The 26300-nt window shown below is 65.8% G+C and carries 29 protein-coding genes; 17 read left to right on the forward strand and 12 right to left on the reverse strand.

The annotated features are described in order from the left end of the window. Positions 1-16: 16 nt before the first annotated feature. Complete coding sequence (locus tag GRZ55_RS08900; protein ID WP_246734612.1) at positions 17-1105, reverse strand: polyheme membrane-associated cytochrome C; 1089 nt, start codon at positions 1103-1105, stop codon at positions 17-19. Positions 1106-1238: 133 nt separating this feature from the next. Here GRZ55_RS08900 and GRZ55_RS08905 point away from each other — a divergent pair, with 133 nt between their 5' ends. Next, positions 1239-2717: a ferric reductase-like transmembrane domain-containing protein gene (locus GRZ55_RS08905; RefSeq protein WP_169286542.1), complete on the forward strand. Its 1479-nt coding sequence runs from the start codon at positions 1239-1241 to the stop codon at positions 2715-2717. 2 nt (positions 2718-2719) lie between these two features. On the opposite strand, the gene GRZ55_RS08910 is transcribed toward GRZ55_RS08905, so the two are convergent. The 4 genes from GRZ55_RS08910 to GRZ55_RS08925 form a co-directional block, all read right to left on the reverse strand. Then, a complete protein-coding gene (locus GRZ55_RS08910; protein ID WP_169286543.1) occupies positions 2720-3112 on the reverse strand; it encodes a DUF5368 domain-containing protein in 393 nt (130 codons plus the stop codon). Positions 3113-3122: 10 nt separating this feature from the next. After that, the gene (locus tag GRZ55_RS08915) at positions 3123-4451 is read right to left on the reverse strand and encodes an NAD(P)/FAD-dependent oxidoreductase (protein ID WP_246734613.1); all 1329 of its coding nucleotides are present in this window, start codon (positions 4449-4451) and stop codon (positions 3123-3125) included. Positions 4452-4560: 109 nt separating this feature from the next. Next, a complete protein-coding gene (locus GRZ55_RS08920) occupies positions 4561-4899 on the reverse strand; it encodes a TIGR01244 family sulfur transferase (protein ID WP_169286545.1) in 339 nt (112 codons plus the stop codon). A gap of 35 nt (positions 4900-4934) precedes the next feature. Next, the gene (locus GRZ55_RS08925; RefSeq protein WP_169286546.1) at positions 4935-5831 is read right to left on the reverse strand and encodes an MBL fold metallo-hydrolase; all 897 of its coding nucleotides are present in this window, start codon (positions 5829-5831) and stop codon (positions 4935-4937) included. A gap of 126 nt (positions 5832-5957) precedes the next feature. Between GRZ55_RS08925 and GRZ55_RS08930 the strand changes: the two genes are divergently transcribed. The 3 genes from GRZ55_RS08930 to GRZ55_RS08940 all read left to right on the forward strand — a co-directional run bounded on the left by GRZ55_RS08930 (position 5958) and on the right by GRZ55_RS08940 (position 8089). Then, the gene (locus GRZ55_RS08930) at positions 5958-6290 is read left to right on the forward strand and encodes a metalloregulator ArsR/SmtB family transcription factor (RefSeq protein ID WP_246734614.1); all 333 of its coding nucleotides are present in this window, start codon (positions 5958-5960) and stop codon (positions 6288-6290) included. 111 nt (positions 6291-6401) lie between these two features. Further along, positions 6402-6992 (forward strand): LemA family protein, encoded by a 591-nt coding sequence (locus GRZ55_RS08935; RefSeq protein ID WP_169286547.1) that lies wholly within the window; start codon positions 6402-6404, stop codon positions 6990-6992. Positions 6993-7057: 65 nt separating this feature from the next. Continuing rightward, positions 7058-8089 (forward strand): M48 family metallopeptidase, encoded by a 1032-nt coding sequence (locus tag GRZ55_RS08940; RefSeq protein WP_169286548.1) that lies wholly within the window; start codon positions 7058-7060, stop codon positions 8087-8089. Here GRZ55_RS08940 and GRZ55_RS08945 read toward each other — a convergent pair. From GRZ55_RS08945 to GRZ55_RS08965, 5 genes are read right to left on the reverse strand one after another with little or no spacing between them, the layout of a single operon-like run. Beyond that, positions 8086-9015, reverse strand: coding sequence for a hypothetical protein (locus GRZ55_RS08945; RefSeq protein WP_169286549.1), 930 nt, complete (start codon positions 9013-9015; stop codon positions 8086-8088). The two genes, GRZ55_RS08940 and GRZ55_RS08945, sit on opposite strands and share 4 nt — an antisense overlap. Positions 9016-9018: 3 nt before the next feature. Beyond that, a complete protein-coding gene (locus tag GRZ55_RS08950) occupies positions 9019-9561 on the reverse strand; it encodes a winged helix DNA-binding protein (protein WP_246734615.1) in 543 nt (180 codons plus the stop codon). Then, complete coding sequence (locus tag GRZ55_RS08955; RefSeq protein WP_169286550.1) at positions 9531-10835, reverse strand: TRAP transporter large permease; 1305 nt, start codon at positions 10833-10835, stop codon at positions 9531-9533. Before GRZ55_RS08955 ends, GRZ55_RS08950 begins: the two co-directional genes overlap by 31 nt. Continuing rightward, positions 10835-11395: a TRAP transporter small permease gene (locus tag GRZ55_RS08960; protein ID WP_169286551.1), complete on the reverse strand. Its 561-nt coding sequence runs from the start codon at positions 11393-11395 to the stop codon at positions 10835-10837. Before GRZ55_RS08960 ends, GRZ55_RS08955 begins: the two co-directional genes overlap by 1 nt. A 55-nt stretch (positions 11396-11450) precedes the next feature. After that, positions 11451-12431, reverse strand: coding sequence for a TRAP transporter substrate-binding protein (locus tag GRZ55_RS08965; protein WP_169286552.1), 981 nt, complete (start codon positions 12429-12431; stop codon positions 11451-11453). A gap of 160 nt (positions 12432-12591) precedes the next feature. Here GRZ55_RS08965 and GRZ55_RS08970 point away from each other — a divergent pair, with 160 nt between their 5' ends. The 7 genes from GRZ55_RS08970 (at position 12592) to GRZ55_RS09000 (ending at position 19855) form a co-directional block, all read left to right on the forward strand. After that, positions 12592-16239, forward strand: a complete 3648-nt coding sequence (locus GRZ55_RS08970; protein WP_169286553.1) for a hydantoinase B/oxoprolinase family protein — start codon at positions 12592-12594, stop codon at positions 16237-16239. A 68-nt stretch (positions 16240-16307) separates the two neighbouring features. Continuing rightward, positions 16308-16535 (forward strand): sulfurtransferase TusA family protein, encoded by a 228-nt coding sequence (locus tag GRZ55_RS08975; protein ID WP_169286554.1) that lies wholly within the window; start codon positions 16308-16310, stop codon positions 16533-16535. Between the two features lie 227 nt (positions 16536-16762). Continuing rightward, positions 16763-17461, forward strand: coding sequence for a molybdate ABC transporter substrate-binding protein (gene modA, locus GRZ55_RS08980; protein WP_368856602.1), 699 nt, complete (start codon positions 16763-16765; stop codon positions 17459-17461). Positions 17462-17464: 3 nt separating this feature from the next. Beyond that, entirely contained in the window at positions 17465-18133 is a 669-nt protein-coding gene (gene modB / locus GRZ55_RS08985) for a molybdate ABC transporter permease subunit (protein ID WP_169286556.1), read from the forward strand. Beyond that, positions 18133-19230, forward strand: coding sequence for a molybdenum ABC transporter ATP-binding protein (gene modC, locus GRZ55_RS08990; RefSeq protein WP_169286557.1), 1098 nt, complete (start codon positions 18133-18135; stop codon positions 19228-19230). Before modB ends, modC begins: the two co-directional genes overlap by 1 nt. Positions 19231-19246: 16 nt before the next feature. After that, on the forward strand, positions 19247-19588 hold the full coding sequence (locus GRZ55_RS08995) for a winged helix-turn-helix domain-containing protein (protein ID WP_169286558.1): 342 nt from the start codon (positions 19247-19249) through the stop codon (positions 19586-19588). Positions 19589-19675: 87 nt separating this feature from the next. Next, positions 19676-19855, forward strand: a complete 180-nt coding sequence (locus GRZ55_RS09000; RefSeq protein WP_169286559.1) for a hypothetical protein — start codon at positions 19676-19678, stop codon at positions 19853-19855. Positions 19856-19864: 9 nt separating this feature from the next. Here the strand turns inward: GRZ55_RS09000 and GRZ55_RS09005 are convergent, their stop codons facing one another. After that, positions 19865-20281 (reverse strand): VOC family protein, encoded by a 417-nt coding sequence (locus GRZ55_RS09005; protein WP_169286560.1) that lies wholly within the window; start codon positions 20279-20281, stop codon positions 19865-19867. A gap of 119 nt (positions 20282-20400) precedes the next feature. On the opposite strand from GRZ55_RS09005, the gene GRZ55_RS09010 reads away from it, so the two are divergent. The 6 genes from GRZ55_RS09010 to lpxK all read left to right on the forward strand — a co-directional run bounded on the left by GRZ55_RS09010 (position 20401) and on the right by lpxK (position 26040). Further along, positions 20401-21744, forward strand: coding sequence for a TldD/PmbA family protein (locus tag GRZ55_RS09010; RefSeq protein WP_169286561.1), 1344 nt, complete (start codon positions 20401-20403; stop codon positions 21742-21744). Beyond that, the gene (locus GRZ55_RS09015) at positions 21731-22528 is read left to right on the forward strand and encodes a 3'(2'),5'-bisphosphate nucleotidase CysQ (protein ID WP_246734616.1); all 798 of its coding nucleotides are present in this window, start codon (positions 21731-21733) and stop codon (positions 22526-22528) included. Before GRZ55_RS09010 ends, GRZ55_RS09015 begins: the two co-directional genes overlap by 14 nt. 107 nt (positions 22529-22635) lie before the next feature. After that, on the forward strand, positions 22636-22887 hold the full coding sequence (locus GRZ55_RS09020) for a DUF4170 domain-containing protein (RefSeq protein ID WP_169286562.1): 252 nt from the start codon (positions 22636-22638) through the stop codon (positions 22885-22887). 83 nt (positions 22888-22970) lie between these two features. Then, entirely contained in the window at positions 22971-23678 is a 708-nt protein-coding gene (locus GRZ55_RS09025) for a lysophospholipid acyltransferase family protein (protein ID WP_246734636.1), read from the forward strand. Next, on the forward strand, positions 23675-24997 hold the full coding sequence (gene waaA, locus GRZ55_RS09030; protein ID WP_169286564.1) for a lipid IV(A) 3-deoxy-D-manno-octulosonic acid transferase: 1323 nt from the start codon (positions 23675-23677) through the stop codon (positions 24995-24997). The genes GRZ55_RS09025 and waaA overlap by 4 nt, the downstream gene beginning before the upstream one ends. An 11-nt stretch (positions 24998-25008) precedes the next feature. Beyond that, positions 25009-26040 (forward strand): tetraacyldisaccharide 4'-kinase, encoded by a 1032-nt coding sequence (gene lpxK / locus GRZ55_RS09035; protein WP_169286565.1) that lies wholly within the window; start codon positions 25009-25011, stop codon positions 26038-26040. Between the two features lie 19 nt (positions 26041-26059). On the opposite strand, the gene GRZ55_RS09040 is transcribed toward lpxK, so the two are convergent. Beyond that, on the reverse strand, positions 26060-26278 hold the full coding sequence (locus GRZ55_RS09040; RefSeq protein ID WP_169286566.1) for a DUF2093 domain-containing protein: 219 nt from the start codon (positions 26276-26278) through the stop codon (positions 26060-26062). Positions 26279-26300: the final 22 nt, after the last annotated feature.

Raw genomic sequence — 26300 nt, forward strand, 5'->3', positions numbered from 1 at the left:
CCAGACGACCCCGCCGTCAGGGCCGCTGCATGGCGGACATGTCGATATCGACCTCGCCCGCCAGGCTCTCCAGACTGTCATGCAGCAGCTGCAGGATATAGGTCGGATTGTGCACATAGCCGCCCGGGTCCTTCTTGACGACCTGATAGTTGTAGGCCGCCTTCAGGAGTCGCGGCGTCCAGCTGGCATAGCGGTTGGGCATGATGGCGTCTTCAAGGGCGATCTCGCCGTCGCCATCCGCATCGACGAAGAAATAGGGGAAGCGGTTCGCATAGGCGATGGGCGTGTCCGCGACATCCCGGGCATAGGCCTGGATCGCCGCATAGAGCTGCCCATGCAACCCCACGATCTCGGCATGGATGCCGCCCGCCGTATGGCCATCGCCATCGAAATCGCCGTGGCGGGTGCGAATGTCGCGCACGTCTTCGACGCCGCGATGACATGCCATGCAGGAATCGGTCGCGACGCGGGTGGAATGCGGGTCGTGGCAGTCCGTGCAGGTGTTGGCGCTCGGCACGTGGGCAAAGCGCCCCGCATAGGGCCGATCCGGGTAGTGATAGCCGCCACGCACCTCCGCGCCGTGCATCACCGATGCCGCGACGCCATAATGGATGTTGATGAAGCCCAGATCCCCGGAGACGTCGTCCTCGCCGATGGCGCCGGTGGCAGCTGTCACCGCGTCGCCGGACTGCCGGCCGCCATGACAGACGCTGCAGGTCGCCGAATCGCCCAGGCTCGAGACCTGGACGCCGGACGGGAAGGTGACGCTGTCCAACTCATGCGCGGCCGTCGTGTGGCAGGCGGCGCAGCCGATGGGCGAATTGATGGTACCGGGATGGTTCACCTCGCCGGGCGTCGAGCCGTCGGCGCCCAGAAAATCGATGAAACCGGTCTGCGAGTGGCAGGCGGCGCAGGCAACGGGCACCTCGCCGTCAGCGTTCCAATAGGTAAAGGAGGGAGAATGATAGTCGCCATGCGGCGAGGACAGCCAGGCATCGACCAGCGCGGCCAGCGGATCGTCGTCCTGGGCGACAGCCGGCATGACCAGCCAGGTCACCGCCAGCATGGCAAGGAGCATCTTCTGAATGGTTCGTGCATTCGGCATGATATCTCCTCCGGTCATTGATCGCAGCAGCAAAGCATGCGCAATCAAATCGAGGTCCGCCTTGACGAGCATCAAGGCATATTGGCCGACCCCATTGGACTATGCTGGCATTTCCCCGGTAATGTTGGAACCCATGACCTTTCCTGAAACCGAAATCGGCAAGGAAAAGCCAACGCGCGGCGCGCATTTTCGCTTGCCGGGAATGGCGCTTGCCTTTGTCTATATTGCCTTTTGCGGCGCGGCGCTGATGCTGGCGGTCGGCCGCGCGGTCGCGCCTTTCGATGCCTGGGAGAAGGCGGCAGCTGCGCTCGGTCTGGTGGGACTTGCCGCCATGGCGGTCCAGTTCGTGACCTCCGGCCGTTTCGAGGCCGTCTCCGGCAGGCTCGGTATCGACAAGATCATGGCCTTTCACAAGCAGGCGGCGGTCTGGGTATTGCTGGCGCTGGTCCTGCACCCCTTCCTCTACGTGCTTCCGACCTGGCTCGAGAACCCCGCCCTCGGCACCGAGCGCCTGGTCGCCTATCTGACGCTTCCGCATTATCGCAGCGGGCTTGTGGCGCTGGGCGCGCTCTTGCTTCTGATCGTCAGTTCGATCCTGCGCGACCGCCTGCCCTGGCCCTATGAGGCCTGGCGGCTGAGCCATGTGCTGCTGGCACTCGTGGCCGTCGTCGGCGGGCTGCACCATGCCGTCTCCGTGGGACGGTTCAGCATGCACGGTCTGCTGAATGCCTACTGGCTGGCGCTCGGCGTGGCGGTCATCGTCATCATCCTCATCCTGCATGGCTGGCGCTGGTGGAAACTGCACCGCCACCCCTGGCGTCTCGCAAGCGTCACGAAGCGAGCCGACCGCATGTGGGAACTCGATATCCAGCCAGAGCCGAAAACGCCGCCGCGACGCTATCATGCCGGCCAGTTCGTCTGGATGACGGAAGGGTCGCGGCGCGCGCCGATCTTCGACCACCCCTTCTCCATCGCCGACAGCCCGCAAAGGCCAGGCCTCAGCCTGATCATCAAGGAGGCAGGCGACTTTACCCGCACCATAGGGTCGATCCCGCCGGGAACGCCGATCGGCATCGACGGTCCCTATGGCGAGTTCACCCTTGAATCGCATGATTGCGACGCGGTGCTGCTGCTTGCGGGCGGGGTCGGCATCGCGCCAATCATGGGGCTGTTGCGCGACATGCACGCGCGCGCAGACAGCCGGCCGGTGAGGCTGGCATATGCGGCGGGTATCCCGGAGAACTTCGCCTGCCTCAACGAGATCGAGGCAACCAAGTCCGGGCTCGACCTGCGCACGATGTATCTGAGCGAGGAGGACGGCCCCGATTGGCAGGGCCTGATCGGCCGTCTCGACCGCGACCGTCTCGGCGAGCTTCTGGAGGGACTGGACCGCCAGCGCACGGTCGCGCTGATCTGCGGGCCCGGCCCGATGGTGACGGCGGTGTCCGACACGCTGCTCGACCTTGGCCTGCCGATGGCAAACATCGTCTACGAGCGGTTCGATTATGGCGGCGGCGCCGCATCGCGCCAGGACCGGCGCCGGACGCTGGGGTTCCTGTCGATCGGCGCCGGGCTGGCCGCGGCAACGCTTCTCTTCGTCGCCGCGGCCTGATTTCAGGCCGCCTTTGTATCTGCTGGGATGCGGGTAACGACCGGCGTCTCGCGGCGCGATCTCCCGGTCAGGCCCATCAGCCCGTAGCTCAGAATGGTTCCGCCGAGGAAACCACCCACCCAGATCGCCAGGACGAGCACCACGTCGATCGCACCACCGACATCGCGGATCGACGAACTGGTGATCCACCACATGAAGAACAGCGCGGCAAAGCCGCCGGCGATGCCGACGATCTGGGCATAGACAAAGCGCCCGGCCCGGATGCCCCGGTCCTTGACCAGCGCATAGACGAAGCTTCCGATCCCCAGAGCCGCGACCGCCAGGAGCAGCCAGAGCCAGAAGCCCAGCATCTCCTGAAAGACGGCGAAGAAGACGAATGGATCAAGTTCCTGCATGATATCCTCCTCAGGCCAGACCGCGAACCATCGCGTAATAGGTCGGCTTCAGCGCCGTTTCCTTCATCACCCACGACACCCACAATTCCTCGAGCGGCGCGACCAGCCCGGGGAAGGACTGGACGAGGTTGTCGTCATAGTCGAACTCGATCAGCATGGCGCGGCCGATGCGGGTGATCAGCGGGCAGGATGTGTAGCCGTTGTAGACGCTGGTGGCGGGTGTGCCGGTAATGGTGCCGACGAGATGGTCGGCCGCCACCGGCACCTGCCATTTCACGCTGGCCGCCGTCTTGCCCTTCGGCACGCCGGCGATGTCGCCGACGGCGAAGACGTTGTCATATCGGGGATGGCGCAGCGTCTGGCGATTGGCCTCGACCCAGCCATCGGCTGCCAGCGGCCCGTCCTGCCAGGGAAGCGGGCTGTTGCGAACCGCCTGCGGCGCACGCTGCGGCGGCACGACATGGATGAAGTCGTAGCCGAGTTCGCGTGTGCCGTCCGGCGTATCGTAGGTGGCGATCTTGCGCACCGGATCGATCGCCGTCATCACGTGGCGGTAGACCGTATCGATGCCGCGCTCGGCAAAGAGCATGCGCACCTTCTCGCTCACGATCGGCACGCCGAACAGCGCGCCGCCATGGGCGGCATAGATCAGCTCCGCCTTGGAGCGGTTGCCGCGCCGCGTAAGCGTGTCCTCGGTGATGAAGGCATATTTCAGCGGCGCGCCGGCGCATTTCATTTCGGTGGCCGGCCGGCCGAACAGACCCACGCCGCCCGTATCGGCAAAGCGCGACATCTCGGCATAGGTGGCTGCCGCCGCCTGCGGCCCCGCATAGACCGAGCCGATGCCGTCACGACCAATGAGGTCGGGCGACATGCCCTGGATCGCCTCGTAGTCGAGCGACAGGCCGGTAGCGATCACCAGGAAGTCGTATTCGACCCGTCGCCCGGAGGAAGTCACTACGGCATTGCCGTCCGGATCGAATTCGGCGACCGCCTCCTCGATCCATTCGGCATTGCGGGGCACGAACTCGCCGGTGGTGGATTCGACGTAGGATGCCGGCTTGAGACCGGCGCCCACCAGCGTGAAACCCGGCTGGTAGTAATGCGCCTTGCGCCCGTCGATGAGCGTGATCCTGGCGCCGTCCAGCATGGAGTTGAGCCGGTTGGCCATGGCGAGACCGGCGGCCCCTGCCCCGGCAATGACGATGCGGGCATTGGACCGGATGGCGGCCCGGGCCTGCCCCAATCCCAGAAGGCCCGTCGAGGCCCCCGCCGCCAGCGCGAGCTTCAGGAACGCACGCCGGCTGGGCATGGGGTGATCACTATGGATGTCTGACATGGTCTCCTCCCGTGGGCGCCGCCCGCTCTCTCGCTTCATTCTCGCCCCGCCGGCCGGCAATCGCCTTGATCGCCGTCAACCGCGCCTTCGCGAACGGGACGGTTTCCCGTCAGGTCACGGCCGCACGCGCGGCCTGGAACAGGCCGGCCGAGCGCGCGCCCGAGCGGCAATAGGCGAAGACCGGTCCGTCGGCCGCCTTCAGCGCCTTGGCCATGGCCTCTACCTCCGCCCGGCCGGACTGGCCCGGAACGACAGGGATGTAGTGGAAAGCCAGGCCCGCCTCCGTAGCCGCCTTGCCCATGGCCTCGGCGCTTGGCTGGCCGGCCTGCTCGTTGTCCGGCCGGTTGCAGATGACGGACCGGAAGCCGTTTTGCGCCAGCGCGGCCACGTCCGACGGTTCGATCTGGGGGCCGACGAAGAAATCGTCGCTGATCTTGGTGATGCTCATTTCGTGGTTCCTTTCGGGGGGCTGGGGCGTGCCGGTCAGAGCGTGTTGACCGGCACCTTGAGGAAGGTCTTGCCGCCTTCGTCCTTCGGCGGCAGCTGACCGGCGCGCATATTGACCTGCAGCGACGGGATGATGAGCTTGGGCATCGCGAGCGTGGCGTCTCGCGCCTCGCGCATGGCCACGAACTCGTCCTCGCTGACCCCGTCCTTCACATGGATGTTGTGCGCGCGTTCTTCGGCGACCGTGGTTTCCCACTCGATGTCGCGCCCGTTCGGCCCGTAATCGTGGCACATGAAGAGCCGCGTCTCATCGGGCAGCGCCAAAACACGCTTCATCGAGCGGTAGAGCTCGCGCGCATCGCCGCCGGGGAAGTCGGCGCGTGCGGAACCGCCATCGGGCATGAACAGCGTGTCGCCAACAAAGGCCGCATCGCCCACCACATGCGTCATGCAGGCCGGCGTGTGGCCAGGCGTGTGCATCGCATAAGCGGTCATGGTGCCGATCGTGTAGGAATCGCCATCCTTGAACAGGCGGTCGAACTGCGAGCCGTCGCGCTGGAACTCCGTGCCCTCGTTGAAGACCTTGCCGAACGTGTCCTGGACGATGGTGATGTTTTCGCCAATGCCGAGCTTGCCGCCCAGCTTCTGCTGGATGTAGGGCGCTGCCGAGAGATGGTCGGCATGGACGTGGGTCTCGATGATCCACTCCAGCTTCCAGCCTTTCTCCTCAATGTAGCGGATGATCGCGTCGGCGCCATCATAGGTGATGCGGCCCGCTGCGTAGTCGATGTCCATCACCGAATCCACCACCGCGCAGGCGTCGGAACCGGGATCCTTGACGATGTAGGAGATCGTGTTGGTCGGTTCGTCGAAGAAGGCGACGACCTCCGGCTTGAGGCTCGTGTGCGGGGCAAAGGGCAGGATCTGGTTCATGTCGGTCTCCTCTCGCAAGCGCTGGTGCCTTTTCCGGCACCGTTCCGGAATCGCCCATGGTCATCGGGGTCGGGGGGTGCCAGAATGCAGTTGTACAAATCAACGAAACTGCATATATGCGAAGATATGAATAAACGCAAGATGGATGCCGCGCAGATGACGCGTGTGGCTGGAGAAGCCTCCGAACTGCTTCTGGCGATGGCCAACACCAACCGCCTGATGATCCTGTGCTATCTGCTGGACGGCGAATGCACCGTCGGCACCCTGGCCGAGCGCCTGGGCATGAACCAGACCGCGGTCTCCCAGCAACTGGCCAAGCTCAGGGCCATGAAGCTCGTCACCACGCGCCGCGAGGCACAGCAGATCTTCTATTCGCTGGCCTCGAGCGAGGTGGAGCGCGTTCTCGAGACGCTCTACGGCATCTATTGCGACCCCGAGGCGCCGCGCCGGCTCGCCTGAAGCCGGACTTCCGCCCCGACGTCTGGACGCGCTGCTGCGCCGCGATTATGTTCGCGCCAACATGCGTCGCACGCTTCGGCGCCGGCCCAGCCCATTTCAAGGAGACCCAGCGTGGAACTCATCATCGTCCTGCTCGTCATCGTGGCGCTGGTCGTCTTTGTTGTCGTTCTCTACAACAACCTCGTCCGGCTCCGGAACGCCTACATCAACGCCTTTGCCCAGGTCGACGTGCAGTTGAAGCGTCGTCACGACCTGATCCCCCAGCTGGTGGAGACCGTGAAGGGCTACATGAAGCACGAGCGCGAGACGCTCGAGGCGGTGATCCAGGCCCGCAACCAGGCCGAACAGATCCGCCAGGCGGTGGGCAATGCGGTCGGCGATCCGAAGGCCATGGCCCAGCTCGGCCAGGCGGAAGGCGCTCTCGGCGGCATGCTCGGCCGCCTTTTCGCCCTGTCGGAGGCCTATCCCGATCTCAAGGCCAGCGCGAATTTCATGCAGTTCCAGGAAGAGCTGACCTCGACGGAAAACCGTGTCGCCTATGCAAGGCAGGCCTATAACGACGCAGGCATGTCCTACAACAATGCCGTTCAGAGCGTGCCCTCCAACTTCGTGGCCAGCACCTTCGGGTTCCGCGAGGTCGGCATGCTGGAATTCGAGGACCGCGAGGCGATCCAGCAGGCGCCGAAGGTGTCGTTCAGCTGACCCGGCGGACCTGACCCCACATGGCCAGCTTTGATTTCAGGGCCCAGCAGGAGCGGTCTCGCCGCATGAGCTTCGTGCTCGTGGCGCTGTTCGTGGTCATGGTGGCGCTGATCGCCGGCATTCTGGGCACGCTTGCCTCGATCTTCCTCGTCGAGGAACAGGTGGCCCAGGTTGACGAGCTTCGGGTGGTGCCTGAACTTGCCATCGGCGTCTCGCTCGTTGTGATGGCGGTCATCTTCGCCGTCTCCTTCTTCAAGATCGCCAGCCTGGGCTCGGACGGCGCGCGCGTCGCGCAGTCGCTCGGCGCCGAGGAGGTGACGGAAGACACCCAGAACCCGTTCAAGAAGCGCTATCTCAACATCATAGACGAGATGTCGATCGCCGCCGGCCTGCCGCGCCCACGGGCCTTCGTCGTCAAGCATGAGCAGGGCATCAACGCCTTTGCCGCAGGCGGTTCGCCCGAGAAGGCCGCCATCGGCGTGACGCATGGGGCGCTGGTCAAGCTGAACCGCGAGGAGCTTGCCGGCGTCGTCGCCCACGAGATGGCGCACATCGCCAATCTCGACACGCGGCTCAACGTGCGCCTGATGGGCATGGTCTTCGGGCTCGTGGCGCTCTACACGATCGGCCGCGTCGTGCTGCGCAGCGCGGCCCTGTCGCGCGGCGGCAGCCGCGACAACAGGGGCGCGGCGCCGATGCTGGCCATCGGGATCGCCATGGTGGTGCTGGGTTCGCTGGGCGTGCTCGGCGGACGCATCCTGCAGAGCGCGGTGTCGCGCAAGCGCGAATATCTGGCAGATGCGACCGGCGTGCAGTTCACGCGCAACCCGCAAGGGCTTGCCAACGCGCTGAAGAAGATTGGGGCGACGGCAGCCGGCAGCCATGTCGAGAACGGGCATGCCGAAGAGGCGCGCCACATGTTCTTCGCGCAGGCCACCGGCTCTTTCGTGGGGCTGTTTTCCACCCATCCGCCGCTCGACCAGCGCATCCGCGCACTCGACCCGCGCTTCGATCCGAAGTCCGATCCGATCTACACCAAGGACGACAAGCAGATCCTGCGCGAGACCCGCCACGAACTCGTCGGTCCCTGGGGCTAGGGCCTGGCCGTCCAGCGGTACCAGCGGGCGAGCAGGAAGGGCGTCACATACATCGGCACCTGGAAGCAGCCGATGAAGAGCAGCAGTTCCTCGGCTGTCTGCGCCGGGAGCACGCTCAGGAACAGCGCGACATTGCGGTTGCCGGCCACCACGCCGAGCGCGGGCGCGGCGCGCGGTTCGGCCCGGCGCGCGACGAGGCTCGTGACCATCTGCAGCGGTATGTTGAGCGCGAACACCGCCGCCATCGCGAGCAGGAGGTCACGCCGGTCGTTGAGGATCGCGGGACCAATGGCCGACATCAGCCCGATTACGACCAGCCCCAGAAGCAGCGCCGCCAGCCCGTCCATGGCGTCATAGGCGTTCTGGCTCCCCGGCACGATACGAAAGTGCCTCAGCGCCAGCGCCGCCCCGCCCGCCAGCGCGATCAGCCCCAGCAATTCGAGTGCGGCGCGCGCCACCGCAACCGGGCTGCCGAAGGCCGGCATCAGCCAGAAGACGGGGATGACGGTCAGCGGCAGGAGCGCGGTGCCGATGACGAGCTGGCGCAAGGCGGGTGCCGGATCGCCGCCCGCCATCAGCGTGATGTTGGGGCTGCCGGTGATGGGGGCAGCCGCCAGCACCAGGATCACGCCCATCGCCAGCGGATGGGCCAGCCAGCCGAGTGCGGCGAAACCCAGTGCCGCCGACACCGGAAGAGCCAGTTGCAGGACGAGCGCCAGGCCTGCCGCCCGGTGCATGCCCTTCATGCCGGCCTTCAGCCCCTCGGGTCCCAGCCGCAACACGGCCAGGAAAAGCAGCGAGACGATCATCGGCGCGATCGCCGGCCTCAGCGCCTGTGCGAGATCGGGCAGGCCCGCCCCGGCCACCAAGCCGGCGATGAGCACCAGCTTGCCGTGGCGCGACAGGAAGCGGAGAGCCGCCAGCATCGATCAGAGCGAGGCGGCGGCGCGGGCGGCCTGGTCGTAGGCACCGGACAGGGTGCGCATCAGCGCCGCCATGCGCGAGATGTCGGCAGGGTCGTGGCCGAGTTGGCGGGCCGCGCGCACCACCAGCGCCTCCCGCACCTCCGCATAGCGCGCGCAGAGTTTTGCACCCTTCTCGGTGATCGAGATGGTCTTTTCCTTGCCGCTGCGTCCTGCCTTCACCAGCCCGTGCTCGACCAGCTTCTTGATGGCGTAATTGGCCAGATGCGTGTCCTCGATGTTCAAGACGAGGCAGATGTCGGCCAGCGTCTTGGGCCGCTCACGATGATGGACGAGATGAACGATCAGCACTTCGAGCGGTGACATGGCCGGCCCGCCGGCCGCCCCCATGCAGCGCACGATCCAGCGCTGGAAGGCGTTGTTGGCCATCGTCAGCGCGAACTCCACCTCCGAGAGGGCCGGCAGGCTGGAATTGGCCAGATGCGCCGAGGAGACGACCGGCCCGATGCCGGGCGCGATCATCGGTTCATCATCGTGCTCGGAAGCCATAGCGCGATCTCCGGAAAGATGGACAGGATAGCGGTTGCCAGCACCAGGATCAGGAAGAAGGGCAGCGCATAACGCGCGATCTCGAAGATGCCCCTCCCCGTGATCGATTGGATGACGAACAGGTTGAAGCCAACCGGCGGCGTGATCTGGCTCATCTCCACCACCAGCACCAGGAAGACACCGAACCAGATCGGATCGATGCCCGCCGCCAGCACCATGGGCAGGATGACCGACGTCGTCAGCACCACGATCGAAATACCGTCGAGGAAGAAGCCAAGCACGATGAAGAAGACGAGCAGCGCCGCCAGCAGCGCGAACTGCGAATAGCCCTGGTCTCCGATCCAGGCCGCCAGCGCCCGCGGGATGCCGGTAAAGCCCATCGCGACGGTCAGGAAGGAGGCGCCAGCCAGGATGAAGGCGATCATGCAGGTGGTGATCGCCGATCCGCGCAGCGAGGCCACGAAGCTCGACCGGTCCAGCCCGCCGGTTGCCCAGGAAATCGCCAGCGCGCCCACCACGCCGACCACCGCCGCCTCCGTGGGCGAGGCCAGCCCGCCATAGATGGAGCCGATCACCGCGATGATGAGACCCACCGTCGGCAGGAGCAGCGTGAAGGCGTGTATCTTTTCCCGCCAGCTCGGCGCGGGCTCCGGCTCGGGCATCTTGTTCTTGTTCAGGAGCGCCCACAGCATGATGTAACCCGCAAACATCGCCGCCAGCATGATGCCGGGTATGACGCCGGCCAGGAACAGCCGTGCGATCGACTGCTCGGTCGCCGCGCCATAGACGATCAGGATGATGGAGGGCGGGATGAGGAAGCCGAACGTGCCCGAACCCGCCAGCGTGCCGATGGCGATGCGGGCATCGTAGCCGCGCGATTTAAGCTCCGGCAGCGACATGCGGCCCACCGTCGCCGTTGTGGCGGCAGACGAGCCCGAGACGGCGGCAAAGAGCGCGCAGCCGAAGACGTTGACGTGCAGCAGCCGCCCTGGCAGCCGGCGCGTCAGCGGCGCCAGCCCAGCGAACATGTCGGAGGACAATCGCGACCGGAACAGGATCTCGCCCATCCAGATGAACATGGGCAGCGCGGTGAGATCCCAGCTGTTCAGCGCGCCCCAGACGCGGCGGGCGAAGACCTGGCCGACGGGTGCGGAAGTCGCCAGTTCCATGGCGACCAGCCCGACCGCCATCAGCGCGAAGCCGACCCACAGTCCGGACAGGAGGAAGCCGAACAGCACGACGACGAGAATGATGGAAAGGAGGCCCATATCCATCAGCGGTAGCCCTCCGCCTGCTCGCGTTCGAGTTCGGCCTTGCGGAAGGCGGCCCCCTCGCCACGCATGACGGCGACGAATTCGTCGACAAGCGCCACCACGAAGATGACGAGGCCCAGCGTCATGACCGTTTGCGGCAGCCAGAGCGGGATCGGGATGAGCCCGTACGAGACCGACCCGCGATCATACGAGGCGACCGTCTGCCATCCCATGAACCAGGTCGCGAAACACATCAGGCCGATGGCGACGAGCAGCACCAGCGCCGAAATCCAGCGGTCAGCGGCAGGCGGCAGGAACCTCAGGATGAGGGTCACGCGCACGTGGCCCGCGGCCCGCAGCGTGTAGGGCAGCGCCAGGAACGCGGCGGCCACGAAAAGGAAGCCGCCGAGTTCGGCCAGCGACGGCACGGCAAGGCCGAACCGGCCGACACCGAGCCAGACGCCGACGCGGTCTGCCATGCGGCCGAGAACCTGTACGAATACGAGTGAAGCGATGATCACCATCGCCAGGCACGCGCCCGCGAGCGCGGCCGCATAGAGACCGTCCAGAGCCTTGCGCATCGGCTTGTCCCAGAAAGAGTTCGGGCGGGTCGAAGGACCCGCCCGTGTTGGAAGACTATCGGCTGCGGTAGGCCTCGACAACCGCAGCACCGGTCTCGCCGGCCTGCGCTTCCCACTCGGCGGTCATGGTCGCGCCGACTTCCTGCAGCTTGGCCGAAAGCGCCTCGGAGGGCTGCATGATCTCCATGCCACCTTCTTCCAGCGCCGCGATCTTCTCTTCGGTCTCGGCGCGCGACATCTCCCAGCCGCGGGTCTCTGCTTCCGCCGCTGCCTCGAGCAGCGCCGCGCGCTCCTCGTCAGACAGCGCCTCGAAGGCATCCGTGTTCACGAAGACGATGTTCTTGGGCAGCCAGGCCTGCGTGTCGATGTAGTGCGTGACGAAATCCCAGGCCTGCGCGTTGGCGCCGGTCGAGGGCGAAGTGATCATGGCTTCCACGCGGCCCGTCGAGAAGGCGGTCGGGATGTCGGTCTCCTCGACCTGGGTCGGGGTGGCGCCCAGCAGCTCGGCCAGCCGCTCGGTGGCGACATTGTAGGCACGGAAGGAGAGGCCTTCCATCTGCGCGGGGTCGGTGACCTCCTGGCGCAGATAGAGGCTCTGACCGGGCCACGGCACGGCGTAGAGGACGGTCAGGCCCTGCTCTGCGAGAGCCTCGGAGACGGCCTCACGCGAGACCTCCCACAGTGCCTCTGCCTCGTCATAGGACGACGCAAGGAAGGGGATGGAATCGAGCGCGAAGATCGGATCCTCGTTGGCAAGACGCGACAGGAGGATCTCGCCGATCGGCACGAGCCCATCACGCACCGCGTCCTTGATCTCGGCATGGCCGAACAGCGAATTGGCCGAATGGACGGTGATGTCGATCGCGCCGTCGGACTTCTCCCGGAGATCGTCGGCGAACTGCATGATGTTCTGGGTGTGGAAGATGCCGTCGCCATAGGGGGTCGGCATGTCCCAGGCAGTCTGTGCCATTGCCGGCGCCGCCATCAGCGCGGCCATGGCGGCTCCCGTCAGTGCGGCCTTGGTGAAGTGTTTCATGACCTGAAGTCTCCCTCTGTTGGTTGCGAAGGAGGCTGTTCCTTCGCGGCGCCATTACGTGGCGTCAAATCGGAGGTTGACTGCTCATTCGCAATTTGTCAACGATTTGTAAGTGAGCGATGCAACGACGTGTCGCGGGGGTGGGATCGGAGAGAATCTTATGTCGAGTTCAGGTCAGGGCACGCACGGACGCTGGGATTTCTGGATCGACCGCGGCGGCACCTTCACCGACGTGATCGGCCGCGATCCGGCCGGCGACATCCAGCCCCTCAAGCTCCTGTCGGAGAACCCGGAGGCCTACGAGGACGCCGCGATCGAGGGCATCCGACGCCTGCTCGGCGTCGCGGCCGGCGCCGCCATGCCGTCCGACATCATCGGCACGGTGCGCATGGGCACGACGGTCGCCACCAACGCGCTTCTGGAGCGCAAGGGCGACCGCACGCTGCTGCTCATCACGCGCGGTTTCCGCGATGCGTTGAGGATCGCCTATCAGGCCCGCCCCGACATCTTCGCCAAGGAGATCGTGCTTCCCGAACAGCTCTACGAGCGCGTCGAGGAGGTCGAGGAGCGTCTGATGGCCGACGGCACGCTCGAAGTGCCGCTGGACCTGGATTCCGTGCGCCCTGCCCTGGAGAAGGCCCGTGCGGACGGAATCGAGGCCGTCGCCATCGTGCTGATGCACGCCTGGCAGAACCCGCAGCACGAGGCGGCCCTTGCCAAGCTCGTGCGTGAAATGGGCTTTGCGCAGGTCTCGGTCAGCCACGAGGTCTCGCCGCTGATCAAGCTGGTCGGGCGTGGCGACACGACGGTAGTCGATGCCTATCTCTCGCCGGTCCTGCGCCGATATGTGGAGCGCGTGGCAAACACGCTGGGCGCCACCCCGCCCGGCGAGCCCGGCCCGACGCTGCAGTTCATGATGTCGTCGGGCGGGCTGACGGCGGCCGAGAAGTTCCAGGGCAAGGACGCGATCCTGTCTGGCCCTGCCGGCGGCGTCGTCGGCATGGTTCGCACGGCCGAGCTCGCCGGCTTCCCGCGCGTCATCGGCTTCGACATGGGCGGCACCTCGACTGACGTAGCGCATTCGGCGGGCGAGTTCGAGCGCGCCTTCGACACCGAAGTTGCCGGCGTGCGCATTCGCGCGCCGATGATGCGCATCCACACCGTGGCAGCCGGAGGCGGCTCGATCCTGCACGCCGATCCCGGCCGCTTCCGCGTCGGCCCGGATTCGGCCGGGGCAGATCCGGGTCCCGCCTGCTACCGTCGGGGCGGCCCGCTGACAGTCACCGACGCCAATGTGATGCTGGGCAAGCTCAACCCGGAATTCTTCCCCGCCATCTTCGGCCCCGACCAGGACCAGCCGCTCGACCGCGAGGCGGTTGCCGGGAAATTCGCCGACATCGCGCGCGATGTCGGCGAAGGCCGCTCGCCCGAGCAGGTCGCCGAAGGCTTCCTCAAGATCGCCGTCGAGAACATGGCCAACGCCATCAAGAAGATCTCGGTCCAGCGCGGCTACGACGTCACCCGCTATCTGCTTAACTCCTTCGGCGGTGCCGGCGGCCAGCATGCCTGCCTGGTGGCCGATTCGCTCGGCATGGAGAACATCCTCATCCATCCGCTATCCGGCCTGTTGTCGGCCTACGGCATGGGGCTTGCCACAGTCACCGCCAGCCGCCAGCAGGGTCTCGTCCAGCCGCTGTCGCCGCAAAGCAGTGAAGCCATGTCGGCCCTCGAGGCGGAGCTGACGCAAGCCGTGCGCACCGAACTCGCCGAGCAGGGCATCTCCGACAAAGAGGTGATGACCCGCACCAAGCTGCATCTGCGCTATGACGGCACCGACACCACGCTCGACGTCGTCTTCGACGGCGATCTCGATGCCGTGCGCAAGATCTTCGAGGAGATGCACAAGGCGCAGTTCGGCTTCATCACACCCGACAAGCCGATCACCGTCGAGGCGGTCGAGGTCGAGGGCGCCGAGATCGCCGATGCGGCGGCTGCCGAAACGAAGTCGGACCTGCAGGAAGCCGATGCGTCGACCGACACCACGCGCCGCATCTTCTCCGGCGGCGAGTGGCGCGAGGCCGGCATCTACCGCCGCGAGGGGCTAGCCCCTGGCAACCGCGTCAAGGGCCCTGCCCTGATCATCGAGGCCAACCAGACCATCGTCATCGAGCCCGGCTGGACCGCCCGCATCACCGATGCCGACCATGTCGTCCTGTCCCGCCACGAGAAGATGCAGCGCAGCCAGGCCATCGGCACGAAACAGGCCGACCCGATCCTGCTCGAGGTCTTCAACAACCTCTTCATGAACATCGCCGAACAGATGGGCGTGGCGCTGCAGAACACGGCGCATTCGGTCAACATCAAGGAGCGGCTCGACTTCTCTTGTGCCGTCTTCGACGCCGACGGCGCGCTGGTGGCCAACGCGCCGCACATGCCGGTGCATCTGGGCTCCATGGACCGCTCGGTGGAAACCATCATCCGCCTCAACGAGGGCCAGATACGGCCCGGCGACGTCTTCGCGCTCAACGCCCCCTATAATGGCGGCACCCATCTGCCCGACATCACCGTGGTGAGCCCGGTCTTCGATGGAGAAGGCAAGGAGATCCTCTTCTGGGTCGCCTCGCGCGGCCACCATGCCGATGTCGGCGGCACGGCCCCCGGCTCGATGACGCCACTCGCCACCACGGTGGACGAGGAAGGCGTGCTGATCGACAATTTCCGCCTCGTCGACCAGGGTTCGTTCCGCGAGAAGGAGCTGCACCACCTCCTGACCGACCACCCCTACCCCTGCCGCAATCCGGCGCAGAACATTGCGGATCTCAAGGCCCAGATCGCCGCCAACGAGCGCGGCATCGCCGAACTGCGCAAGATGGTGAGCGAGTTCGGCCTTGATGTCGTGCAGGCCTATATGGGCCATGTGCAGGACAACGCGGCCGAAGAGGTCGCCCGTCTGCTCGGGCGGCTGGAGGATGCCGAATACGAATACCCGACCGATACCGGCCAGGTGATCAAGGTGAAAATCACCGTCGACCGCAAGAAGCGCGAGGCGACCGTCGACTTCACCGGCACGTCCGCCGCGATGGAGAACAATTTCAACGCGCCCGAGCCGGTCGCGCGTGCGGCGGTGCTCTACTGCTTCCGCGTCATGGTGGAATCCCCGATTCCCATGAATGCCGGTTGTCTGCGGCCAATCCGGATCGTTATCCCCGAGGGCTGCATGCTGAAGCCCGCCTATCCGCGCGCGGTCGTTGCCGGCAATGTCGAGACCTCCCAGCACGTCACCAACGCCATTTTCGGTGCGCTGGGGGCGATTGCCAACAGCCAGGGCACGATGAACAACCTGACCTTCGGTAATGACGAGTACCAGTATTACGAGACCATCTGCTCGGGCTCGCCCGCCGGTCGCATGAACGACGGCCGCGGTTTCCGGGGCACCTCGGGCGTCCATGTGCATATGACCAATTCGCGCCTGACCGACCCGGAAATTCTCGAAATGCGTTTCCCCGTCATGCTGGAAAATTTCGCGTTGCGGGCCGGATCCGGCGGCAAGGGCGCCTGTCCGGCAGGCGACGGAACGACACGCACCCTGCGCTTCCTCAAGCGCATGGACTGCGCCATCCTCTCCTCCCACCGTACCCTTGCCCCGCAAGGCATCGAGGGCGGAGGCGAGGGCCTGCCGGGCCGCACCGAGGTCAGGCGGCTGGACGGCACGGTCGAACGCCTCAGGGCCTGCGACCAGACGATTCTGGAGGCCGGCGAGGCTGTCACCGTCGTCACGCCGACCGCCGGCGGCTACGGCAAGGCGTGAGCGACATCGTTGCTCCGCCGCCCGCACTGCCTTAGATCACGGCCAGTGCGGGCGAGGGTCGCGAAAGAATGACGGAAAAACGGCTGGATCTGCGCGGGCTGAACTGCCCCCTGCCCGTGCTCAAGGCGCGCAAGGCCATGCGGTCGCTGTCGCACGGCGACGTGCTGGTGCTCGAATGCACCGACCCCGTCTCGGCCATCGACGTGCCGCATTTCGTGACCGAAGACGGCCACAAGATGCTGTCGCAGGAGAAGACCGGGCCGGTGTGGGTCTTTCGCATTTCGCGGGGTGGATGAGGAGACATAGGATGAAGGGTCTGCGCCGGCAAAAGCGTCGCCATCCTCTCCGCGCTTTCACTTTACGCTTGCCAATCTGCCGGCCGTCATCTTGATATGTCCGACCAGACATATCGGCAGGACCAACAATGCTTCACGAAATCCGCAGGAGAGCGGCAATCGGGCTGATTGCATGGTGGGCATTTGCTACCGGGATCACTGCATCAAGCGCCCAAGACGACCCTCCGGTGATCGCTGCAGCGTCTGATCTGCAATTCGCGGTTGAGGAGATCGCCGCCGCTTTCGCTGCGGAAACCGGCATGCGGGTTCGTCTGTCGATGGGTTCGACCGGAAATTTCGCTCGCCAGATTCGCGCGGGCGCGCCGTTCCAGATCTTCATGGCAGCCGACGAAAAATTCATCGACGATCTGCATGCCGACGGGCTCACGCGTGACGAAGGCGACCTTTATGCGATCGGTCGCATCGTGATGATGGTCCCTCACGGCTCGTCTCTCGTCACCGACGGCCAGCTCGACACACTGGCGGCGGCCCTCGAAGCGGGCGAGATCAACCGCTTCGCCATCGCCAATCCCGAGCACGCCCCCTACGGCATGCGCGCTGCCGAGGCATTGCGCCACAAGGGACTGTGGGACGATCTCCAGCCCTTCATGGTGCTGGGCGAAAACGTCAGCCAGGCCGCGCAATTCGCGCTATCGGGCAATGCCGATGGCGGAATCATCGCCTATTCGCTGGCGCTTGCGCCAAATGTCCAGGAACTCGGCACCTACGAATTGATCCCCGAGGATTGGCACGCGCCCTTGCGCCAGCGCATGGCCTTGCTCAACAATGCCGGACCCGTGGCGGAAGCCTTTTACGACTACATCAACGGACCGTCGGCGCGAGAGATCATGGTCCGCTACGGCTTCGGCCTGCCTGAGGACGAATAGGGCATGGATTGGACAGCGCTCTGGTTGTCGCTCGGGCTGGCCGGCTGGACGGTTCTGATCCTGCTTCCGGTGTCGGTCCTGATGGGCCGCTTCCTCGCCTATCGCCAGTTCCGCGCAAAGGGGCTGGTCGAGGCGCTGGTACTACTGCCCCTGGTACTGCCCCCTACCGTCTTCGGCTTCTACCTGCTGGTCGCTTTCGGCGCCAACAGCCCGATCGGCCAGTTCTGGCGCGAAACCTTCGGGCATCAGTTGGTCTTCACCTTCGAGGGACTGATGGTCGCCTCCGTCATCTTCAACCTGCCCTTTGCGATCCAGCCCGCCCAGCGTGGCTTCGAGGCGATACCGGTCGAGGTCCGTGAGGCCGCTCAATGCTCCGGGCTCTCCCCGTGGCAGTCTCTGGCGAGGGTCGAGCTGCCGCTGGCCTGGCCCGGCGTGCTCACCGCGATGGTGCTGACCTTCGCTCACACGCTCGGCGAATTCGGTATCGTGCTCATGGTGGGCGGATCGATTCCGGGTGAGACCAAGACCATCGCCATCGCCATCTATGACCGCGTCCAGGCGTTCGACGACCGTTCAGCGGGCATCATGTCGGCCACGTTGCTGGCCATATCGCTGGCCACGATCTCCATCACCTTCTGGCTGTCCTCGCGCATCGGGCGGAGATTGTCCTGATGGCGCTGGAGGTCATGGCCAGGGCCACAACGCCCATCCCGCTCGACATCGCCTTCCGCGTGGAGCCCGGCGAATTACTGGCGCTCGTCGGCCACTCCGGTTCGGGTAAATCGACGATGCTGCGCACCATCGCCGGCCTGTGGAGCCCGACCGAGGCCCGTGTCAGCGTGAATGGCGAGACATGGCTGGATACGTCCAGCGGGATCGATCTGGCGCCGCACCGGCGCCGGGTCGGCATCGTCTTCCAGTCCTATGCACTCTTTCCGCACATGAGCGCGCTGGCCAACGTCATGGCCGCCATGGGGCATCTGCCGTCAACCGATCGCCAGGGACGAGCCCGCGAACTTCTCGGCCTCGTCAATCTCGAGGGGCTCGAAGCCCGCAAGCCGGCCACGCTCTCCGGCGGCCAGCAGCAGCGCGTGGCGGTCGCACGCGCTCTGGCCCGCGAGCCGTCTGCCCTGCTCTTGGACGAGCCGTTCTCCGCCGTCGACCGCGCCACACGCGACCGTCTCTACGAGGAAATCCGGCAGCTCCGCGCCCATCTCGCCATGCCTACCGTGCTGGTCACCCACGATCTCGAGGAAGCCCGCCTCTTGGCGGATCGCATGGTGGTGATCGAGGACGGGCGCGTCGCGGGCGCCGGCTCGACGGCCGAGATCATGTCCGACCCCGTCGCCCTTCGCGCGATGGGGCTGCGCGAACTCGGCTCCGGCCTGCCGGCCGTCATCGAGGCGCAGGAGGATGACGAGTTGACGCGTCTCAGAGCCGCGGCAGGCCCCGTCTGGCTGCCACGCGTTGAAGGCGAACCCGGCACCGCCGTCAGCCTGCGCATCATGGCGCATGACGTCATCATCGCCCGCGAGAAACCAGCAGGCATCTCCGCGCTCAACATGCTCCCGGCCACCGTGACCGCCATCGACGGCGGCGACGGGCCCGGTGTGATCGTGCGCCTGGATGTCGGCGGCAGCCCGATCCTGGCGCAGCTGACGGCGCGCTCGGTCAGGGTCCTGGCGCTCGCGCCCGGCACGCCGTGCTTTGCCGTCGTCAAATCCATGGCGGTCGCGCGCGACGATGTCCGCGCCGACCCGGCGACCTGAGGAGGATTGTCGCGCCATGCCCCAGCTCAGCCTGCGCATCGACCTTGATCCCGATGGCCGGATTGGCCCGGGCAAGATCGAACTTCTCGAGCATATCGCCGCCTTCGGCTCCATCTCGGCGGGCGCACGGCGCATGAACATGTCCTACAAGCAGGCCTGGGGCCTGGTGGTCGAGATGAACCGCATCTTCGGCAAGCCGGTGATTGCAGCGCAGAAGGGCGGCCGGCGCGGCGGCGGCGCGGAACTCACGCCCGTTGGCATGGCGGTGATCACGCGCTACCGCGCCATTGAACGCGCCGCCAACGAGGCCGCCGCCGCACACATGGAAGCCCTGCAAGAAGAGATCGAACAAGCGTGACGCCGAAACTCACATTACCGCGATTTAATCTTTAAAATTGCGACTATCGCCACAATCTCGTTCCAGATGGTCATGGAGGAAACGAGGATGAACACGAACATGCGGCCCATCGAGCGCAAGACTGTCACCATATGGACGCCTTGGGGTGCCCAGATACTCGACCGGGAGGAGACGACGCGGTCTGGCTTCCGCAAGAGGCTGGAACTGCGCAGGCAACGCGAAGACCGCCAGTCGCCATCAACCAAGGAGAAGGCGGTTCGGAACTGATTGCGCCCCTCAGCTGGCGAAGACTGCCGCCATGTCGGCGAAACCCTTGAACTCGAGCGCATTGCCCGAGGGATCGCGGATAAAGAGCGTCGCCTGTTCGCCGGGCTGGCCCTCGAAGCGCACCATCGGCCGCTCGATCCACGCGATGCCGGGCTCGGCCTGAAGCCTGGCGGCCAGTTCGCGCCACTGCTCCATTTGCAGCACGACCCCGAAATGCGGGATCGGCACCTCGACCCCATCTACCTTCCCGCCCCCTTCGGCAAGGCCCTGTCCCGGCCGCAGATGCGCCGACATCTGGTGCCCGAACAAGTCGAAATCGACCCATGTTTCGGACGACCTGCCGATCCTGCAGCCCAGCACCTCGCCATAGAAGCGTCGGGTTTCATCGAGGTCGCGGACCGGGAAGGCAAGGTGAAATGGCGTCATGGCTCAAAGTGATCCAGTGGGTCGGGCGCCCCGACCATTGCACGGCGCGTCCGCGGACAATAGATGTGGTGGGTATCCACGATGGCTTCCATCCCAAGAAAAAAGACGAACGGCTTTCCATGAATGACATGACGGACACGACCCGGCTGACCGACATCGTGACACGGTTGGTCGAGGCGGCGCGCCGCGCCGGTGCCGATGCAGCCGATGCCGTGACCTTGCGCTCCCGCTCGCAGGGCGTGACGGTCCGGCTCGGCAAGGTCGAGAGCACGGAAGCCGCCGAAAGCGACGACGTCGCCCTCAGGGTGCTCGTCGGCCAGCGCACGGCAAGCGTCTCGGCCAATGCCACCTCCGATCCCGCCGCGATCGCCGAGCGCGCCGTCGCCATGGCGCGGGTCTCGCCGGAAGACCCGTTCCAGGGCCTCGTCGATCCGACACGCCTGACCCGCGCGCCGAAGGACCTCGACCTTTACGACGCGACCGAAATCTCGGCGGAAGCACTACGCGCCGCGGCGCTGGAGATGGAAGAGGCCGCACTCGCGGTCGAGGGGGTGAAGAACTCCGGCGGCGCGTCGGCAAGTTCGGGCCTCGGCGGGCTGGTGCTGGCCACCTCCGAAGGATTTGTCGGCCATTACACGCGCTCCCGCTTCTCCCGATCCGTCAGCGTGATCGCGGGTGAAGGCACGGCGATGGAACGCGACTACGACTATTCCATGCGGCTGCACCAGACCGACCTCGAGGCGCCCGCCGCGATCGGCCGCAGCGCCGGCGAGCGCGCAGTCCGCCGATTGAACGCCCGCAAGGCCAAGACAGGCCCCGCGACCGTGATCTACGACCCGCGCGTTGCGCGCGGGCTCGCCGGACATCTGGCCGGCGCCATCAACGGGGCTTCCGTGGCGCGCAAGACGTCATTCCTGCGCGACCGCATGGGCCAGCCGGTGGCTTCGTCGGCCATCACGGTGACCGACGATCCCCTGCGCCGCCGGGGACTGGCGTCGCGCCCCTTCGACGGCGAGGGCGTAGAGGGCGAGGCCCTGGTCATGATCGAGAAAGGGGTGCTTGCGCACTGGTTCCTGTCCCATGCCACGGCCCGGGAACTGGGTCTCGAGACCAACGGGCGCGGCTCGCGCTCGGCTTCCTCGGTCTCGCCGTCCTCGACCAATCTTGCCATCGAGCCGGGCGAGACCAGCCCGCAGGATCTTATCGCCTCGGTGAAATCCGGGTTCTACGTGACCGAGGTGTTCGGGCAGGGAGTCAACATGGTCACCGGCGAATACAGCCGCGGCGCCTCCGGCTACTGGATCGAGAATGGCGAACTCGCCTACCCCGTTTCCGAGATCACGATTGCGGCAAACATGAAGGACATGTTCCTCAACATGGTCCCTGCCAGTGATGTCGACCGCAACCATGGGACCGCAGCCCCTACTCTGCTCGTGGAAGGAATGACCATTGCCGGTGAATGACCTGGCAAAACCTCTGGAAGGCGAGATCGCGCTTCTTTCGGACGCGGCCGCACGGGCGGGCGACATCGCCATGCGCTACTATCGGCGCGATCCCAGCGTCTGGATGAAGGTGGGCGATTCGCCGGTCAGCGAGGCCGACATCGCCGTCGACACCTTCCTGCGGGAAGCGCTTCTGAAGGCGCGGCCCGACTATGGCTGGCTGTCGGAAGAAACCCTGGATGCGCGGACCAACGGGCAGTCCGGTCGGGCATTCGTCGTGGACCCGATCGACGGCACCCGCGCCTTCATCGAAGGCCGCAAGACGTGGTGCGTGAGTGTCGCCATCGTCGAGGATGGGCGCCCCATCGCCGGCGTGCTCGATTGCCCCGCCCGCGAGGAGCGTTTCTGGGCGGTCCGGGGACGCGGCGCCTGGAAGAATGGCGAGGTCCTGGGAGTCCTTCCGCCGCGCGGCCCGGCCCGCATCACCGGCCCCAAGGAACTCGTCGACAGGTTGGGCATGGCGCCGGGCGAGATCGACCGTGCGCCCTATGTCCCCTCGCTGGCCTACCGCATCGCGATGGTGGCAAGCGGGCGTCTCGATGCCAGCTTCGTGCGGCCGAACTCCCACGACTGGGATCTGGCAGCTGCAGATCTCATCCTCGCCGAGGCCGGCGGCAGCCTTCTGACACGTGAAGGTCGGCCACCGCTCTATTTCGACACCGATCCCCGGCACGGTACGCTCGTCGCCGGCAGCGGCGAACTGCTGAGCAGATTGTCGCTCACGATCGCCGCGCTGGACCATTGAATCGCCGCATACGTGGTTCCAAAATGGCGCGAACTCATCTACAGCCCACGCAGTAGAATTCGGGAGGGTGAGCGGGAAACGACCCGCCGCGCGCGAAGATAGGCACCATGACCCAAGACACCGAACGAAAGCAGCTCCTGCACCTCGTTTTCGGCGGCGAGCTCAAGTCGCTGACGAGCGTGGATTTCCGCAATCTCGAGGATCTCGACATTGTCGGGATTTTCCCGGACTACAAATCGGCCGAACTGGCCTGGCGCGCCAAGGCGCAGCAGACCGTGGACAATGCGCATATGCGCTACTTCATCGTCCACCTCCACCGCCTGCTCGACCCGGAGACGCCGAAAGACGGTCAGTCCTGAAATCGATGCAGGAAAAACCGGTCGCCTCCCCACAACACCGCCGGAAAGCGCGCCCCGCCCGCCGGCCGCAGCCCCTCAAGGCGATGTGGAAGTCGATCCGCGGACCTCTGGGCAAATCCCGCTTCGTGAGGGAGGCGGTCGCCTCGGGCATCGCCCTTGCCGTGCGCTTTATCGACCTGACCAATCGCCGGGTGGAAGGCTCGCACAATGCCGATGAGGAGGCAGCCAAGCTTGCACCCGCCATCGGCGCCCTGTGGCACGGCCAGCACCTCATGGCGCCGATCGCCAAGCCGAAGAACCTGCCCCTGGCCGCACTTTTTTCGCGCAGCGCGGACGCCGAACTGAATGCGCTCGCCGCCGAGAAACTCGGCCTCACCGTCATCCGCGGTTCGGGCGGCAGGCCCGGCACCAGTGTTCTCGACAAGGGCGGCGCCAAGGCCCTGATCGCCATGAAGAAGACGCTCGATCGCGGGACCAGCGTCTGCATGATCGCGGACATCCCGCACGGCAAGCCCCGCGAGGCGGGTTTGGGCGTCGTCACGCTAGCCAAACTGTCGGGCCGGCCGATCATCCCGATTGCCGTCGCCACCAGTCGCCGCAAGGTGCTGGAATCGACTTGGGACAAAACCACCATCAACCTGCCATTCGGCCGGTGCGCCTTGCTGATGGGCGATCCGATCAGCGTTCCTGCCGACGCCGATGCCGAAGCGCTCGAGACCTTCCGGCAACTGGTCACGACCAGGCTCAACGAGACGACGGCCGAGGCCTATCGCCTGGTGGACGCGCGATGAGCGAGCGCTGGGCCCGCGCCATGCTGTCGACCTATCGCTGGATGGGCGCGGCCGTCTATCCGCTGATCGGCGGCTATGTCGCCTGGCGCGCCAGCCGCGGCAAGGAGGAGACGTCACGGCGCAAGGAGCGCTACGGCAAGACGCAATTCGCCAGACCGCCGGGCCCGCTGATCTGGATGCATGCGGCCAGCGTCGGAGAGACGGTCTCCGTCGTGCCGCTGATCGAGCACATCCTGTCCCATCGCATCAACATCGTGCTGACCACGGGGACCGTCACCTCCGCGCAGGTGGCGCGCGAGAGGCTGGGCGAGCGGGTCATCCACCAATATGTGCCGCTTGACCTAAAGCCCGCCGTCAGCCGGTTCCTCGACCACTGGGTGCCCGATCTCGCCATCATTGCCGAATCCGAGATCTGGCCCATGACCATTCTGGAGCTCGGCGCGCGGCGCGTGCCCCAGATTCTCGTCAATGGCCGTCTGTCGGACAATTCCTTCGCCAACTGGAAGAAGCGTTCCTATCTGGCCGAGGCCCTGTTCGAGAACCTCTCGCATGTGGTGGCGCAATCCGAGGTGGACGCGGAGCGATTCCGGGTCCTGGGGGCGCGACCGGTCACGGTTTCCGGCAATCTGAAGGTCGATGCGCCTGCGCCGCCGGTCGATCAGGCGCAGCTCGATCAACTTGTCGACCAGATCGGGCCTCGTCCCGTCTGGGCGGCGGTATCGACCCACGATGGCGAGGAAGTGATTGCCGGCCGCGTCCACGCGCGCCTCAAGGCGCGCCATCGCGATATCCTGACGGTGATCGTTCCCCGTCACCCCGAACGGGCCGAGACGATCGCAAGCGATCTGGCCCAATTGGGTTTGAAGGTCGTGCGCCGCACTTCCGGTGCGCCCATCGAAGCCGATACCGACGTCTTTCTTGGCGATACGATCGGCGAAATGGGCCTTTATCTGCGCTTGACCGAGATTGCCTTTGTCGGCCGCTCGCTCACCTGGGAGGGCGGACAGAACCCCCTCGAACCGGCGATGCTGGAAACGGCAGTGCTTGCGGGCCGCAACGTGCAGAACTTCCGTGATTCCTACCAGAAACTTCTCGAAAGCGGCGGCGCCAAGCTGGTGCGCGACGAAGAGATGCTGGCCGGCGCGGTGAACTATCTCCTCGGCAACGATCCGGTGCGTCGCGCCATGATGCGCTCCGGCGCGCAGACGGTCGAAGACATGCGCGGCGCGCTTGCCCGCACGACCGAAGCGCTCGAACCATTCATCCAACCATTGGTCGTCAAGTCGCGCCTGCATGGCCGCAACGGCAACGACGGCTAGTCGGAGGCGACGTGGTCAGCGAGGCTCCTCCCTTCTGGTGGCAAAAAGCCGACTGGCGCGCCTGGGCGCTCTATCCGGCATCGCGCCTCTACGGGGCAGCTGCGCGCCACCGCCTGGAAACGGCCCAACGGCACCCGGTTTCGGCTCCCGTCCTGTGCGTCGGCAATTTCACCGTCGGCGGCGCCGGCAAGACACCTGTCGCCATCGCTCTCGCCAAGCAGGCCGAGACCAAGAATCTCAAGCCCGGTTTCCTGTCGCGCGGCTATGGCGGGGCTGTCTATCAACCCCATCTGGTGGATGCCGACACCGATACCGTGCGCCATGTAGGGGATGAGCCGCTGGTGCTGGCCCGCACCGCGCCCACAGTCGTCACGCCCAATCGTGTCGCAGGTGCAGAATTGCTGATCACTCATGGCTGCGACTTCATCATCATGGATGACGGCTTCCAGAGCGCGCGCATCCATATCGACTACGCCCTCATCGTGGTCGACGCGCATCGCGGGATCGGCAACGGCCACACGCTGCCGGGCGGGCCGATGCGCGCCAGCCTGGTGGACCAGATGCGCCACGTCGATGCCATCGTGAAGATCGGCGAGGGCGATGCCGCCGACGACGTGGTCCGTCAGGCCGCGCGCGCGGGCCGGCCCGTGCACCAGGCCGCCACGCAGCCACGCCACGTCGCCGGCTTGACCGACGCTCCGCTGATCGCCTTTGCCGGTATCGGGCATCCGGAGAAGTTCTTCCGCACGGTCGAAAAGATGGGAGGCAACATCGCGCTCAGACGCGGCTATTCGGACCATCACCACTATACCGACGAGGAAGCGCGCGACCTCCTGCGCACTGCCGAGCGGCTGGGCGGCCGTCTGGTGACGACGCAGAAGGATGCCGTGAGGCTGCTGCACGGTTCCAAGGCTCTTGAGGAACTGGCGGCGGCGGTGACGGTGATCGAGATCGACACGAATTTCGAGCTGGCCGGAACGCCGGCCACGATCATTCGCGAGACGCTCGCGGCTTGGCAGAAACGCAAGGACCAGCGGGTCTGAAGCAGCCGAAGCCGCAGGCTCAGTCGCGTGCGAGTGTTTCGTTCTCGCGCTTGAGCGAGGCAGCGGCGTCCACATAGGGCTCCTGGCGCGCAACGCTCCAATATTTGAGTTCGTCGAGCGGAATGGAGCGGCCCGTCACGGCACACCGCACGAATGCGCCGGGCGTCACCACCTGAAAGTCGCCATCCAGATAGCGTATATGCGCTTCCCGCCCACCCGGGCCTTCAAAACGGTTCATCGACAATCGCCTCTTTGCGGAA

The sequence above is a fragment of the Chelativorans sp. ZYF759 genome, assembly GCF_012911015.1.
In the GTDB taxonomy this organism is placed as follows: domain Bacteria; phylum Pseudomonadota; class Alphaproteobacteria; order Rhizobiales; family Rhizobiaceae; genus ZYF759.